This window comes from Shewanella litoralis (genome assembly GCF_009828585.1).
GTDB classification, from domain to species: Bacteria; Pseudomonadota; Gammaproteobacteria; order Enterobacterales; family Shewanellaceae; genus Shewanella; species Shewanella litoralis.
The window spans coordinates 36735-50619 of the sequence record NZ_WSRZ01000022.1 but is presented as its reverse complement, the minus strand read 5'-3'; the positions used below and the strand labels follow the sequence as shown (position 1 = coordinate 50619).

Annotated in this window: 14 protein-coding genes; 8 read left to right on the top strand and 6 right to left on the bottom strand. The window is 42.1% G+C overall.

Annotated features, from left to right (window positions below; translation table 11 throughout):
- The first annotated feature begins 14 nt into the window (after positions 1 to 14).
- The 3 genes from yajC to secF are packed head-to-tail and all read left to right on the top strand — an operon-like array spanning position 15 to position 3177.
- The gene (gene yajC / locus GQA99_RS16235) at positions 15 to 347 is read left to right on the top strand and encodes a preprotein translocase subunit YajC (protein ID WP_160055628.1); all 333 of its coding nucleotides are present in this window, start codon (positions 15 to 17) and stop codon (positions 345 to 347) included.
- A 17-nt stretch (positions 348 to 364) separates the two neighbouring features.
- Entirely contained in the window at positions 365 to 2215 is a 1851-nt protein-coding gene (gene secD / locus GQA99_RS16230) for a protein translocase subunit SecD (RefSeq protein ID WP_160055626.1), read from the top strand.
- A 14-nt stretch (positions 2216 to 2229) separates the two neighbouring features.
- On the top strand, positions 2230 to 3177 hold the full coding sequence (gene secF, locus GQA99_RS16225; RefSeq protein ID WP_160055624.1) for a protein translocase subunit SecF: 948 nt from the start codon (positions 2230 to 2232) through the stop codon (positions 3175 to 3177).
- 59 nt (positions 3178 to 3236) lie between these two features.
- On the opposite strand, the gene GQA99_RS16220 is transcribed toward secF, so the two are convergent.
- The 3 genes from GQA99_RS16220 to GQA99_RS16210 form a co-directional block, all read right to left on the bottom strand.
- On the bottom strand, positions 3237 to 3467 hold the full coding sequence (locus tag GQA99_RS16220) for a hypothetical protein (RefSeq protein ID WP_160055622.1): 231 nt from the start codon (positions 3465 to 3467) through the stop codon (positions 3237 to 3239).
- Between the two features lie 59 nt (positions 3468 to 3526).
- A complete protein-coding gene (locus tag GQA99_RS16215) occupies positions 3527 to 5467 on the bottom strand; it encodes a putative bifunctional diguanylate cyclase/phosphodiesterase (protein ID WP_189386244.1) in 1941 nt (646 codons plus the stop codon).
- A gap of 491 nt (positions 5468 to 5958) precedes the next feature.
- The gene (locus GQA99_RS16210; protein WP_160055620.1) at positions 5959 to 6360 is read right to left on the bottom strand and encodes a DUF3224 domain-containing protein; all 402 of its coding nucleotides are present in this window, start codon (positions 6358 to 6360) and stop codon (positions 5959 to 5961) included.
- 157 nt (positions 6361 to 6517) lie between these two features.
- Between GQA99_RS16210 and GQA99_RS16205 the strand changes: the two genes are divergently transcribed.
- From GQA99_RS16205 to GQA99_RS16185, 5 genes are all read left to right on the top strand, one after another.
- The gene (locus GQA99_RS16205; RefSeq protein WP_160055618.1) at positions 6518 to 6835 is read left to right on the top strand and encodes a putative signal transducing protein; all 318 of its coding nucleotides are present in this window, start codon (positions 6518 to 6520) and stop codon (positions 6833 to 6835) included.
- A 380-nt stretch (positions 6836 to 7215) separates the two neighbouring features.
- Positions 7216 to 7575, top strand: a complete 360-nt coding sequence (locus tag GQA99_RS16200) for a rhodanese-like domain-containing protein (RefSeq protein ID WP_160055616.1) — start codon at positions 7216 to 7218, stop codon at positions 7573 to 7575.
- Between the two features lie 7 nt (positions 7576 to 7582).
- The gene (locus GQA99_RS16195; RefSeq protein ID WP_160055614.1) at positions 7583 to 8494 is read left to right on the top strand and encodes a precorrin-2 dehydrogenase/sirohydrochlorin ferrochelatase family protein; all 912 of its coding nucleotides are present in this window, start codon (positions 7583 to 7585) and stop codon (positions 8492 to 8494) included.
- A gap of 80 nt (positions 8495 to 8574) precedes the next feature.
- Entirely contained in the window at positions 8575 to 9111 is a 537-nt protein-coding gene (locus GQA99_RS16190; RefSeq protein ID WP_160055612.1) for a YaeQ family protein, read from the top strand.
- A 403-nt stretch (positions 9112 to 9514) separates the two neighbouring features.
- The gene (locus GQA99_RS16185; RefSeq protein ID WP_170293562.1) at positions 9515 to 10117 is read left to right on the top strand and encodes a CBS domain-containing protein; all 603 of its coding nucleotides are present in this window, start codon (positions 9515 to 9517) and stop codon (positions 10115 to 10117) included.
- Between the two features lie 66 nt (positions 10118 to 10183).
- On the opposite strand, the gene GQA99_RS16180 is transcribed toward GQA99_RS16185, so the two are convergent.
- From GQA99_RS16180 to GQA99_RS16170, 3 genes are all read right to left on the bottom strand, one after another.
- Complete coding sequence (locus GQA99_RS16180) at positions 10184 to 12628, bottom strand: S8 family serine peptidase (protein ID WP_160055610.1); 2445 nt, start codon at positions 12626 to 12628, stop codon at positions 10184 to 10186.
- A 611-nt stretch (positions 12629 to 13239) separates the two neighbouring features.
- Complete coding sequence (locus GQA99_RS16175) at positions 13240 to 13620, bottom strand: rhodanese-like domain-containing protein (protein WP_160055608.1); 381 nt, start codon at positions 13618 to 13620, stop codon at positions 13240 to 13242.
- A gap of 51 nt (positions 13621 to 13671) precedes the next feature.
- Positions 13672 to 13884: a YgaP family membrane protein gene (locus tag GQA99_RS16170; RefSeq protein ID WP_160055606.1), complete on the bottom strand. Its 213-nt coding sequence runs from the start codon at positions 13882 to 13884 to the stop codon at positions 13672 to 13674.
- Between the last annotated feature and the right edge of the window lies 1 nt (position 13885).

The window sequence follows — 13885 nt, the reverse complement described above, 5'->3', positions numbered from 1 at the left end:
AAGAAGAGAGAACTATGTTAATTTCAAATGCTTATGCAAGCCCAATGGGTGGCGCTGCCGGTGGCGAAACCATGCAGTTAATTTTTATGCTTGTGATGTTCGGGTTGATTTTCTACTTCATGATTTTCCGTCCTCAGTCAAAGCGTGTTAAAGAACACAAAAATCTGATGGCATCGATTTCAAAAGGTGATGAAGTGTTAACCAGTGGTGGTATTTTAGGCAAAGTAACTAAAATCAGTGAAGAAAGTGATTACGTGTTATTAGCCATTAACGATAACAACCAAATTACGATTAAAAAGGATTACATCGCAGCGGTATTGCCTAAAGGTTCTATCCAGTCGTTATAAGCCAAGAGGGCTATGGTGTGTTAAATAAATACCCAATGTGGAAAAACATCATGGTGGTGCTTGTCATCGCCATTGGTGGTTTTTATGCCATACCGAATCTGTTTGGTGAAGATCATGCAGTTCAGGTAGTGGCGACTCGTGGTGCAGAAGTGACTGCGTCAACTCAAGCCAACGTTGTACAAATGTTAGAAGGCAAAGGCATTGCGATTAAGCGTGCTGAGCTTGAAAACGGACAATTGTTAGTAAGAGTGCAAAACTCAGAGCAACAGTTAGTGGCGAAAGAGGCCATTGCTGAGCAACTTGGGCAAAAGTTTACCGTTGCACTTAACTTAGCACCTGCAACCCCTGAATGGCTTGAAGCTGTTGGCGGGTCGCCGATGAAGTTAGGTTTGGACTTACGTGGTGGTGTTCACTTCTTGATGGAAGTGGACATGGGCGAAGCGATCCGCAAAATGGAAGAAGCCAAAGTGGCTGATTTCCGTAGCCAACTACGTGAAGAAAACATCCGTTATGCAGGTGTTCGTAAAACCCCTAAAGGGATTGCGATTAAGTTTCGTGATGCTGATACTGTTAGCAAAGCTGAAAACTACTTAAAAACCCGTAGTAACGACATGGTCTATACCGATGCAAGCACTGATAAAGAGTTTGTATTACTAGCGACAATGAGTGATGTATACCTTAAGCAAATTAAGGAAGAAGCTTTACAGCAAAACATCACGACCATTCGCAACCGTGTTAACGAGCTAGGTGTTGCCGAGCCAGTAGTACAACGTCAAGGCGCTGAGCGCATTATTGTTGAGCTACCAGGTGTGCAAGATACCGCCCGTGCAAAAGAGATTCTAGGTGCAACAGCATCGATTGAGTTTCGTATGGTTGATGATAAAGCTGACGTGAGTGCCGCGGCGAGTGGCCGCGTACCAGCGGGTGCTGAAGTGTATCAACGCCGTGAAGGTGGTATTGCTGTTCTGAAAAAAGAAGTCATGCTCACCGGTGATCATATCACTGGCGCTCAGCCTACTTTTGACGAATACAGCCGACCACAGGTAGCGATTAATCTTGACGCGAAAGGCGGCACGATTTTCTCGAACGTAACCAAAGACAATATCGGTAAACCAATGGCAACATTGTTTATCGAATATAAAGATAGCGGCCTGCGTAACCCTGATGGCACCGTTAAAATGACCAAGATTGAAGAGGTTATTTCGGTTGCGACAATTCAAGCCCGTTTAGGTCGTAATTTTGTGATTACAGGACTTGAACACAGCGAAGCACAAAGTTTGGCATTACTGCTTCGTGCTGGTGCGCTGATTGCGCCGGTAACGATTGTAGAAGAACGCACGATTGGTCCTAGCCTAGGTGCTGAAAACATCGAAAACGGTGTTCAAGCAATGGTATGGGGCATGGTTGTTGTGCTTATTTTCATGATGATTTACTACCGTGCATTTGGCTTTATCGCTAACCTTGCATTGATGGCAAACTTAATCATGGTTGTAGGCGTGATGTCGATGATCCCTGGTGCGGTATTAACCTTACCTGGTATTGCCGGTATGGTGCTTACTGTCGGTATGGCGGTTGACGGAAACGTACTTATTTTTGAACGTATCCGAGAAGAAATACTAGGCGGGCGTAGCGTACAACAAGCCATTCATGAAGGTTATGGTAATGCGTTTTCAACCATTGCCGACGCTAACATCACCACCTTCATGACAGCACTCATCTTGTTTGCTGTGGGTACCGGTGCCGTCAAAGGCTTTGCTGTTACCTTAATGATAGGTATCGCGACTTCGATGTTTACAGCCATTGTTGGCACACGCTCAATCGTCAATGCGATTTGGGGTGGTAAGCGCGTTAAGTCATTATCTATCTAAAGGAGAAGTTGAATATGTTTCAGATATTTTCAGTAAAAAACACAGTCGACTTTCTTCGTCATGCATTTCCAATCAGTGTTATGTCGCTTATCTTAGTGATTGCTTCTTTTGTGTCGCTAGGCGTGCAAGGCATTAACTGGGGATTAGACTTTACTGGCGGTACCGTTGTTGAGATGGAGTTTTCAGCACCTGTTGACTTAAATGCGTTGCGTGCAACCATGACAACGGATGACGCTGAAGGCGCAGTGGTACAGAACTTTGGTTCAAGCCGCGACGTTTTAGTGCGTTTACCCGTAAGAAGCGAACTGAAAAGTGATGCACAGGTAGCTGCAGTATTAACGGCTGCTCAGTCAATTGATGCAGGTGTTGTGCAAAAGCGTGTTGAATTTGTGGGCCCGCAAGTGGGTAAAGAATTAGCAGAGCAGGGCGGCCTTGCGGTTATCGTTGCCTTAATCTGTATTCTTATTTACGTTTCATTTCGTTTTGAATGGCGCCTGGCAGCTGGTTCTGTAGCGGCACTTGCTCACGACGTGATTGTGACTTTAGGGGTGTTCTCGGTATTACAGCTGGAGTTTGACTTAACTGTATTAGCGGGTTTGTTAACGGTTGTCGGTTACTCACTTAACGATACCATCGTAGTGTATGACCGTATTCGTGAAAACTTCTTGAAAATGCGTAAAGGCACACCTGAAGAAATTGTAAATACCTCAATTACTCAAACTATGAGCCGTACTGTTATTACTACCGGTACGACCTTGATTACGGTTATTGCGTTGTTCCTTAAAGGCGGCACCATGATCCACGGTTTTGCGACAGCATTGCTATTGGGTATTTTTGTGGGTACATACTCATCGATTTATGTGGCAAGTTATTTAGCCATTAAATTGGGTATTAATCGAGAGCACATGTTGCCGGTAGAGATTGAGAAAGAAGGTGCAGATCAGCCTTCAATGGTGCCTTAACACGCATTATTATTGCTCAATTGCTTACAACAAACCCCAGCTTGCTGGGGTTTGTTGTTTTATCGCTGAGCAGATTGCTCTTGAAGATGTTGTTCACAGGCGCTAAGCAGGACTTGATACCAAAGAGCGTCAGTTTCAATGATTAAGGCTTCCCAGCCATCGCTACTCAGTATTTCTACGGTAACCAACTTAAGCGTGTCATTATTGCTCGCAGTGACCCTGAATGTTCCTGCTGCAGTGTTTATGCGACTAATGTTAATCAGTTTGCTGTTAGCGGTTTGAGTATTCATGCTTATTATCGCCTAACGTCCTTTAATAACGATTTAATGTCGTTAATATCATAAAACATCTAACCCGCTTTTATTTGTACTACAGGAGCTTTAGTGGCTTGCGGCGCATATACACCGGTGCCGGTCATCGCGATATAGTTAATATTTTGGCTTATCATCTTACTGCCCACATCCTTTGATGTTTCTGGACGACTAATTAAATAACCTTGAATGCAATCAATACCGAGTTTTTTAACTAACTCAAATTGTGGCGCGGTTTCAACACCTTCAGCCACAATTTTTAACTCAAGGGTTTTGCCCAGACCACTAATTGAATTTAAAATCTTTTCGTATTTAGGATTAATATTAGCCTGGTCAATAAACAATTTATCAATTTTAATCACATCCACAGGTAAGTTTGCTAAGGTCGATAACGAACTGAAACCTGTGCCAAAGTCGTCAATGGCGATTAATACTCCAGCTTGACGCAGCTTTTCTAAATCTGATATTACATTTTCAGAAGCATCAATAAAGCAAGACTCGGTGATTTCCAGTAATAATGCTTTTGGCGGCAATCCCACCTTATTAATCGTTTCCATTACCCAATCATGTAGCGGAATATGCGCTAACTGCACCCCAGAAATATTAACCGACATGCGGACTTTGTTCATGCCTGCATTATACCAAGCCGCCATTTGGCGACAGGCTTCAATTAATATCCAATTACCCAGTTCTAAGATTAAGTTAGAATCTTCTGCAATGGGAATAAATTCAGCAGGCGAGATGGAGCCTTCTGTTGGATGATGCCAGCGTACGAGGCATTCAAAATAATCAATGCTGAAATCATGCACATTCACAATGGGTTGAAAGGATAAACTGAAGTTTTGACTCGCCATAGCAAGACGCATCTCTTCAAGTAAATAGTGATAGCGACGCATTTTATTGCCCATTTCAGGCGAATAAACGCGATAAATTCCTCTACCATCGGTTTTGGCGCGGTACATTGCCACATCAGCCATTTGCAATAAGGTGTTTGGATTTGCTGCACTGTCGGGATATACCGCAATACCAATACTGGCACCAATTTTAATTAGTTTGTTACCTAATACAAAATCGCCTTCTATCTCTTGTAATACATTTTGAGCCACTTCTATCGCGAGGTTGTCATCATGTAGGTCTTCAATAAAAATCGAGAATTCATCTCCACCTAATCGCGATAAACTTAATTCTAAGCCTAATGTCGATGCAAAATGACTGAGCTTGCGATTTCGTACTACAGTGGCAAGTCGTTGCGCGACCTGAATTAAGACTTCATCGCCAAAACTGTGGCCAAATGAATCATTCACTTGTTTGAAACCATCAAGGTCGATGAACAATAACGCCTGCTTTTTCTTTAATGCTTGTGCTTGTTCAAGTTGGGTTTGTAAGTGCTGTAGATAGGCATGGCGGTCAATCAGACCTGTCAGTTTATCTTGATGTTGGCTAATGATGTTTTTGTGTTGTTGTTCATGAATTTGTTTATTGAGCTCAATGAGTGCCAGGCTTAGTTTAGAAATCGTATTTTGCTGCTCAACTTTAGGCGGAATGATATTAAAGGCTGCCAGCAACTTGTTGGTCTCGCTGTTGACCACTTCTAACGACTTATCAAGCTTTCTTTTTTGTCTACGGGTAATGTAAAACGGAATGCCTATGGCAAAACTGCCTAAAAGTAATAAAGGCAAGTTGCTGAATAACATAATATTATTAAAGGCGTCATCAAGGCTAATGACTTTGATTTTATTCTCGATTTTAGACAGCACCACATAATTAATTTTATTATCAGACACTATTTTATAGTTCAATAATATACTCGCCCAATGGTTACTGACAGGCGTCACATTACGTAGGTCAAATTGTTGTAAGTTGACGTTGTTATTATCGCGATTAAAGACATGCAGGCTTTGATTGAGTGTTAATATAACTAAAAGATATAACCCGATTAATAAACTTAAAGATAGCAAAATTATTTTGGATATCCGCATTAGTCAGGGCTCTTATTTAGTGAGTTTATGGGGTTATTTAGACGGGTGATTAAGTATGGTATCCCGTTTGTGATGAATTTATGAGTGTAGAGTAAATGTTAACGTTTCACAATTGAGTCTGTGGCTTTTTATTGATTATTTAGCCAGTATGGTTGAGACCGGAAATATTTTTATTTATACAAGTCAACAATGAGTTAGCTTCAAATCGAGACATTAACTCAACATTAAGGTGGGCCAGCGTTCAGGCTTTAATTAAGATATAAACTTGCTACTCATAATGAGGCATCTATTTAAATCCTACGTCTAAGCCATTGATACACCGCTTTGCGCCATTACGTTCAAGTGCTCAAGATTCTCACTTTGAAATAAAGTCATTATCTATGCGTAGAGCAATACTTTTTACTGACAAATAAGCATGGCGACAATAATCTCATTTTATAGCGTGTTTTTGCGTGATATAACGCGAACGCTATGCAGTGGTTAATGCGGCATTAAGGTAAATTAAACGTTATCACATATTCAGCTTGACCATTTTCGGTTGAGGTAAACTCACCTTGACCAATATATTCCGTCAGATGTTGTGTACCGGAACCTTCAATAACAGTAAATTGGCTGTGAGCTACGCCTGCGATAAATGTTCCATTATGCTGAAATATGATCCGGCCTGTGATTTCTGGTGTTGTAACCGTCAGTTCTTCTAAACCGGTAAATACCGCAGTTGCATCTTGTTGATGTGACATCACATAACGGATCTCCGCTGAGCCGGTTATGTCTCCCGAGTAGCTTTGTTTTATATTTGCAATCGTTTGCTTGCTTCCATCGTCATGCTCTGCGTATGTGGTTTCATCCCATTGGGTGATTTGAAAAACGCCTTTTAAGACAACCTTGGTCATATTGAGTCCTTTGAACACGAGCTCTGTTCTATGTTATCGATAAACTTATGGTAATCATTGTTTAACAGAAATGTCCAATTTATAGTACTCGACAGATTTTCGTTGAGGAAGTAGGATGAAACAAATTTGCCAGCAGAGCAATGCAGTAGGATAACGCATGGAACAACGAAAAGTATTATTGGCCGGTGGCAATCTGTTACAGGCTCACACATGGAAAGGGCTACTGGAAACCAGTGGCATTGAAGTTGATCTTAAAGGTGAAGCGCTGATAGGTGGCGTGGGTGGCCTTCCTATCGAAATGCAGACTGTCGAATTATGGGTAATGAACACCCAATTACCCGCTGCACAAGCGTTACTTGACGGTTTAGAAATAGAACAACCCCAATGGCAATGTGTTCAGTGCCATGAAATGAACGAAGGCAGCTTTGAATTATGCTGGCAGTGCAGCGCGCAAAAAAGTGAAACACATAACTAATACCATAAATGTTGACGTTATTGCCAGGTAAGTGACTGTGATTGGGTATACACTCATAAGCTATATCAGTTAACTGATGTTAATCCTCTTACCATTCTTTTATGGGGAGTTAACTGATATTGCGTAACATTCACTAAAATACACAGATAAATCTAGCTAGGGTCTGTTGATCTTTCAAGGTTGTTTTTGCAGCGAATTGTTGACCATTACTCACATTTACAACTGCGCGGCAAAGACTTAGAGGTGTAGTTATTCTACATAACAAGTCGATAACGCAGTAAAAATGTTATTTTCTTAAGCTATTGAATAAACCTTTGTTATGGTTTTGACGTATGTAGGTGCCATTGTCTCAAGTGGCGTTATCTCTTTAAGGACTCGTTATGCAAGCCTCTCCTGCATTTGCTCGGTTAGTTGAATCCGTTATGCCCCATGTTACGTTAGTGACTATCGAGCAGTACCAACAACAAGATCAATGGCAATTAATCGATGTGCGTGAAGACAATGAATGGTTGCAGGGGCATTTACCTAATGCCAGGCATGTAAGTCGCGGTATTATTGAACGTGATATTGAGCACCGTTTTCCCGATAAAAATACAGCTATCTTGCTCTACTGCGGTGCAGGCCAGCGTGCTGCATTGGCAGCTTATAATCTGCAATTGATGGGCTACACCCAAGTTGCTTCTATGGTTGGGGGTTATCGAGCCTGGATCCAACATCAATTCCCTATTGTTCAAGACTGAGATTTAAATGCAATATTTTCCACTGTTTGTTGATACTCAAGGTTTACGTGTGTTGCTTGTTGGCGCAGGTGAGGTGGCAACGAGAAAGCTCGATTTATTATCGCGTACAGATGCCATTATTCATGTTATTGCACCAGATGTGGCTAACGATATTGAGGCCTACCATGCAAAAGGACGAATTACGTTATCACGTCGTGCAGTGACAGATGCTGATATCGCAAATGTGGATATCGTCTATTTAGCCACAGCAAATGAGCAGCTTAATATGGATTTTGCTGACTTAGCCAATGAACGTGGTATCTGGGTCAATGTGGTCGATAATCCATCGTATTGTCGCTTTATAACCCCTTCAATTGTCGACCGTGGCCGCTTAGTGGTTGCGATTAGCACCGCGGGTGCTGCGCCAGTATTTGCTCGGACTATCCGCTCACGTTTAGAAACCATGCTGCCAACATCTTTGGCCCCATTATTTGACTTTGTGGCCAGTAAACGCGAAGAGGTTCAACAAACCCTTGCCGACGGTAAAGACCGCCGACTCTTTTGGGAACGCTTCTTTAACAGTAATCAAGACAAGTTCGATAATCTCACTGAGCAGCGTTACGCAGATGCTTTTCAAGAGATGAGTCGACAAGGTGAAATTTTATTGTTGACCGAGCACACTCCGGCAAACTTGTTACCGATAGCTGCAATGCCATTACTGCAAAAACTCGATGTGATTTTTAGTGATGAAGCCGTTGATAGCGATACCAATGAGTTGTTGCGCCGAGATGCAAATAGAACCTCAATTCCTAAGTTGAGTGAGATCGCGGATCATTATGAGCAAGGCGAGCGTATGCTAATTGTTGCCAGCCCAGACAAAGTGGCTCAGTTGATTGCTTATTTTCCGATGGCAAAACATTTACGTCCGGGGGCGTTATAACTCATATCAGCTGTAGCAACTAACACGCCGAGTCTAGTTTGTAGTAGACTCGGCTTTTTTATGCCTATTGAGATTGTCTAATGGCCGCCAAAGCTACCGTATACAAAGTTGCACTTCAAATTGCTGATATGGATCGTCATTATTATGCTGATCATGCTATTACACTTGCTCAGCACCCTTCAGAAACCGATACCCGGATGATGGTTCGATTGCTAGCTTTTGCATTAAATGCATCGGAGTCATTAGCGTTTAGCAAAGGGTTATGTGTCGATGACGAAGCCGAATTATGGGACAAAAGTTTAAGCGATGAAATTAACTTGTGGGTTGAGTTTGGCCAGGCTGATGAAAAGTGGTTACGTAAAGCCAGTGGCCGAGCTAAGCAGGTGATTTTATATACCTATGGCGGACGCAGTGTACCTATTTGGTGGCAACAAAACCAACAGGCTTTAAGTCGTTATGAAAACTTGTCGGTGGTTAACTTTCCTGAAGAAGCCGTTAAGCAACTCGAGGTCTTTGTCACTCGTAATATGGCGCTTCAAGTCAGTATCAGTGAAGGGCAGGTGTGGCTGTCAGACAAGGACAATAGCGTTATGGTTGAACCTGAAAAGCTCAAATAAGTCAGCCCCTATATGATAGCGACGTTAATGATGTTTGGGTTTATCAACAATGTCGCTATTCATGGTACAGAGACGTTTTATGACCAGTGGGTAACCTCATTTTATTATCTTACTGGGTACAGGGTTGCAAAATATGAATGCTAGCAGGTTAGGCTTTTGCTTAATAAGAGCTAATATCATGACGATATGTCTTTTTGCTGTGCGCTCTACCACTTCGTTTACCATTAAAGTGTGAATTAAACCTTAATTTATCAATAATGAATAAAGTTTAATCTAAAATGCTATTGTACTTATAAAATCACAGGCAGATAATCAAATCAGATCTTAAGCACGGTTTAAATTCAAGTATCTGATTTTAATAGTGCTTTTCGTTTTGTAATGGTAGTAGATTAAGGATGTTATTGTGAAAAAATTAGCATTATACCCAGTAGAGAAAATTGACGAGTTAACCTCTCCGGAAGCACACGAAGATATCTCAATCCTTTCTTCTGCTGTCAATATCTTCACAGACTTTAAGAAAGTGACCCCGTTAGTGATTGAATCTAATGCCTCTGCTGTAGAAGTTGAAAGCCTGATGCAAAAGTCTCATGTACGTCTTAAATTAGTGGTCAATCATAAAAATGAATTTGTTGGTTTGATAAGCTTTGAATCGTTACATAACCAAGAGATATTAAAACGCGTCGCAGAAGGGCACCAACGTCAACAGCTTAACGTCACCGACTTTATGATTGCCAAAGATCAGTTAAAAGCCATCGATTATGACGATTTAAGCTATGCCAGAATTGGCGATGTAATAGAAACATTGAAATCAGCAGGCCAGCAGCATTGCTTAGTGTTAGACAGAAAAAATCATGCTATTCGTGGTGTGCTATCGGCTAATGATATTGCTCGCAGATTAAAATTAGCGGTCGATGTCAGTACTCCGAACTCATTTGCAGCGATTTTTGATGTGATCAGTAAAATTCAGCAACCTGCAGTGCTCAATACTTTGCAACCGCACTTTTAATATTTTGCCATCGCAGAACAAAAAAATAGCCACAAAATGTGGCTATTTTTATTTTAACAATGACTGTTATTGAAAGCTTAAGCTCCACGTATCAATATAACCCGTATCTCGGTTAGCGTTATCAACTGCTTTGAGTGTCCATACACCACTGGACTCAACGCCTGTCATGTTTGCGCTGTACGTTTGAGTAATATTGTCGGTTCCGCCACCGGTATTGTTATGCAATACCGCGGTTTGGCCTGTTGGACTTATCAGTTGGATTTTTAAATCACCAATATAGGTGTGGATAACCCCCACCGATACTGACACGGTTCCAGAATTACCCGTACGGCTTACTGTAATAGGGCTAGTGATCCCCGTGGTGTTGTTGTCTGGAATGTTATAGTTGTTGGTATTGGTGTAAGTTGCTGGGCCGCCCGTACCACTGCCAGAACTTGCCGCAGTATAATTAGCCACTAAGCTTACGCCGCTAAAGGCACTGTAACCTTGAACCATCACATAATAGGTTCCTGATTGCGCCGTAGCAATAGGGCACGACTCTGCATTACCGCTTTTCCACGGACGACAATCGTAACTGCTCGTTGTTGGCGAAGCGCCGTACTGCACATACATGTCAGCATCACCTGTACCACCACTCATGGTAAAGCTTAGATTTGTTGCCCCAGCAGGTACATCAAGCGAATAATAAAGTTCATCATTTTTTGCGCCAGCTAAACCGGTTTTAACTACCCCTTTTTCAAGCTCGTTATCACCTGAGCCGGTGCCCGGATCGGTTGGGCCAGTACATGATTCATCTAGATAAGCTTTTGCAGCAGTAGCATTGACCATACCAAAGCCAGTTTTGTTATCGCGGCCAGCCACATTTAAGTCATCTGCCGTTGCATTTAACGCTGCACGGATCTGAGTCGCGCTACATTCTGGGTGATAACTCCACACTAATGTTGCAACGCCAGACACATGCGGAGTCGCCATTGACGTGCCGTTATAGTATTCGTAATCTTGGTTGCCCAAGTTTGATACCGTAACCGATTGGCCAATTTTAGCGCGTAGCGCTAAACCTGTTGCACGGTCAACAGACATAGATGGCACTGTAATTTCACTGTTTGCATCAACCAAAAAGGGATTCTGTAAGCCAGGCAATGCGGTGTTACTGTAAACAATAATGCCTTTTGCACCTGCGGTTTTACACGCTTTAACGGCATTGATTTCTGGGTAGCTAGCGCCTTGATTACCTACACGCTCCACCAAACAAATTTTATTGCTCATGCTGCCACAATTAAAGCTTGTGCCATTGACGCTACATTCTGCCAATGTTGCGGTCGCACTTGCGTTAATGGGTGCTGAGGCATAGCTACTGCCAGATGGCGTTAAGCGGTTATGCGGAACAACACCATTATTAAAGTAAGATTGGCCAGCAATAGTGATATCTGCAGTGCGGCCTTCGCCGACAGTCACGGTCGATAAAATAGCTTCACCCGGGCCAGAAATTTCAACTTGATCGGTATATTGCGAAAAAGCAGCATGGTCGCGATTGCTGTCTACCGCAGCAACAGACATCACGCTGTCATACGATGCAGGGTAACTGTAACTGCTGTCACCGGCGTTACCTGCAGCAGCAATCAGTAATACGCCATTATTGAAATGGGTATTTAATGCATTACGCTCAGTGGTGGTTGAGCCGCTGCCGCCTAAACTCATGGTGACCACATCTGCGCCTCCTGAATTAACACAGGTATCGATAGCCGCAACAAGTGAAGAAGAATAACCCCATCCAGCTTCGTTAAACACCTTAACTACATGAATATTGGCATTTTGGTTTGGCATAACACCCACCACGCCTTCATTGTTGGCAATCGCCGCTATGGTGCCCGCAACGTGCGTACCGTGGGCATTATTATTGCCTGGCTGATACCAGTTGCCGGTACCTGAGTTATTGGTCCCCGTGACATTATTGCCGCTTAGGTCGTTGTGACTGCGATCGTAACCCGAATCAATAATACAAATGGTACGGTTTCCTGCTTGGCTGTCACTCAATACTGTCGCGCCGACATAAGTTTGCCCCCACGGGGTGGTTTCAGCTAATAAGCGACGCGGTAAATCTTCTTCTACGTACTCGACATCTTGACGCAGACGCAATGCTCTAATCGACGTGCTGTCGAGCTTGGTTGAATAACTATTGCTTCGACCAATTCGTTTCATTTCTCGTGCTTTAACACTGTTAAGCGCTCTTAGCTGGCTGAAGACTTCATTGGTACGAGGTTGATAGTCCATACTACTGGCATCAGTAATATCGTTAACGCTTTGACTTAGTGCAATATCACTCATCACTTGCGCAGCATTGTCGTTTCTAAATTTAACGATATAACGCTTAGGCAAGGGGGACTGCTGCTCAATTTGTTGATTTGTTAAAGAAAGAGTTAACGGGCTTGGTGCGGCATTGACTTGAGTTGAGATGGCTAACGCCAATGCTGTCATGCTAAGCACGACAGCGTTATGTTGATTTTTTTTCATTTTATCTTCCATGTTATCAGGGTTAAATATGGTCTTTCTAATTATGTTTTATCGATAAGCTATGTTTGCTTAACGGAATAAAATGTAATCAAAATTTAACAGAATGTAAATAAAATGTTAACGGTGAGTTATTTGAACAAGTGTTATAACATGTTGATTTTGAATTTATATTAGATAAAAATGAATTAATATTCTTCTTGTTTGCGATTTTTTTTTGTTCAATTACTGCGGTGTGTAGCGTTTTTTATGATGAAAGCGCTTTAGATTATTGCGGCGATTAAGTAAGGGTTATGCGGCTAAAAAAATAATGACTTTAGCTTGGTTTTTTTAGGGGGGATTTGCGGATTTGATACTCAAGAAAAGTATTTTGAGTATCTATTTAACCTGAGCTTGGGATAAGGGATGAACTTATGCTATTTAAAATCAAAATGTTACCCACCCTCACTTTCAAGCTTGTCATTTGTTCTACTAACAAGGCGAATTGACGCGTCAATAGTTAGCCTATTGTAAGTCGATTCAACGCAGTTAGCAGGGCAAAGGACTGTTTGAAAGGCGTTTATTATCCTGAACTCAGGTTATTTAGGTATTAAGCTGATGTGTTTGGTAAAAATTTAACGCGTTGACATCAGTGTATTCAAACCGCCTGCATCGTATGTATTGTGATATCCATGTTCGATTAATGATGCTTGAGCAATGCTGCTACGACGACCGCTGCGACAATACAGCACGACTTCAGTATCTTTACTAAGGTTAAGTTTGGCTAATTGCGGCACTATGGTGTCAAACGGAATATTAATCGCGCCTTTAATATGACCTGCGGCAAACTCCTCTGGAGTACGCACATCAATTAGCGTCGCATTAGCATTGATTTTTTGCCATGCGATATCGGGTTGTTGCTCTTTTGCCATCACTGGGGTTGCGAAGCAGACCCCAGCCACAAACCATACGGTTAATAATGATTTTATTGTCATCAGAATAAATTTTTTCAACACAAGGTTCCTTGTTATTAATCCTGAGTTGAGGTTAGTTTACCTTCACTGAGGTTATTTGTTTAAGGCTATTTCCGCTGCCGTTTTAATGCCCATCTTTTTCATTATCATCGCTGCAGGACAAAAGCCGGTAAATGCACTTTGAAATAGGTTAGCGCCAACAAACACAGTAAGCCAGATAAAATGTTGACTAACCGTTGCCATAAGCACTAAAGACAACAAAATCATAAAGCCAGCAAAGGCCATAATACTTCTTTCTAAAGACATA

What these genes read in the sequence shown, in the direction of transcription:
- GQA99_RS16220 (WP_160055622.1), bottom strand. Translation starts at nt 3,467, where the DNA reads ATGAATACTCAAACCGCTAACAGCAAACTGATTAACATTAGTCGCATA.
- GQA99_RS16195 (WP_160055614.1), top strand. Translation starts at nt 7,583, where the DNA reads ATGCAATATTTTCCACTGTTTGTTGATACTCAAGGTTTACGTGTGTTG.
- secF (WP_160055624.1), top strand. Translation starts at nt 2,230, where the DNA reads ATGTTTCAGATATTTTCAGTAAAAAACACAGTCGACTTTCTTCGTCAT.
- GQA99_RS16200 (WP_160055616.1), top strand. Translation starts at nt 7,216, where the DNA reads ATGCAAGCCTCTCCTGCATTTGCTCGGTTAGTTGAATCCGTTATGCCC.
- GQA99_RS16205 (WP_160055618.1), top strand. Translation starts at nt 6,518, where the DNA reads ATGGAACAACGAAAAGTATTATTGGCCGGTGGCAATCTGTTACAGGCT.
- GQA99_RS16210 (WP_160055620.1), bottom strand. Translation starts at nt 6,360, where the DNA reads ATGACCAAGGTTGTCTTAAAAGGCGTTTTTCAAATCACCCAATGGGAT.
- GQA99_RS16215 (WP_189386244.1), bottom strand. Translation starts at nt 5,467, where the DNA reads ATGCGGATATCCAAAATAATTTTGCTATCTTTAAGTTTATTAATCGGG.
- GQA99_RS16170 (WP_160055606.1), bottom strand. Translation starts at nt 13,884, where the DNA reads ATGTCTTTAGAAAGAAGTATTATGGCCTTTGCTGGCTTTATGATTTTG.
- GQA99_RS16190 (WP_160055612.1), top strand. Translation starts at nt 8,575, where the DNA reads ATGGCCGCCAAAGCTACCGTATACAAAGTTGCACTTCAAATTGCTGAT.
- GQA99_RS16180 (WP_160055610.1), bottom strand. Translation starts at nt 12,628, where the DNA reads ATGAAAAAAAATCAACATAACGCTGTCGTGCTTAGCATGACAGCATTG.
- yajC (WP_160055628.1), top strand. Translation starts at nt 15, where the DNA reads ATGTTAATTTCAAATGCTTATGCAAGCCCAATGGGTGGCGCTGCCGGT.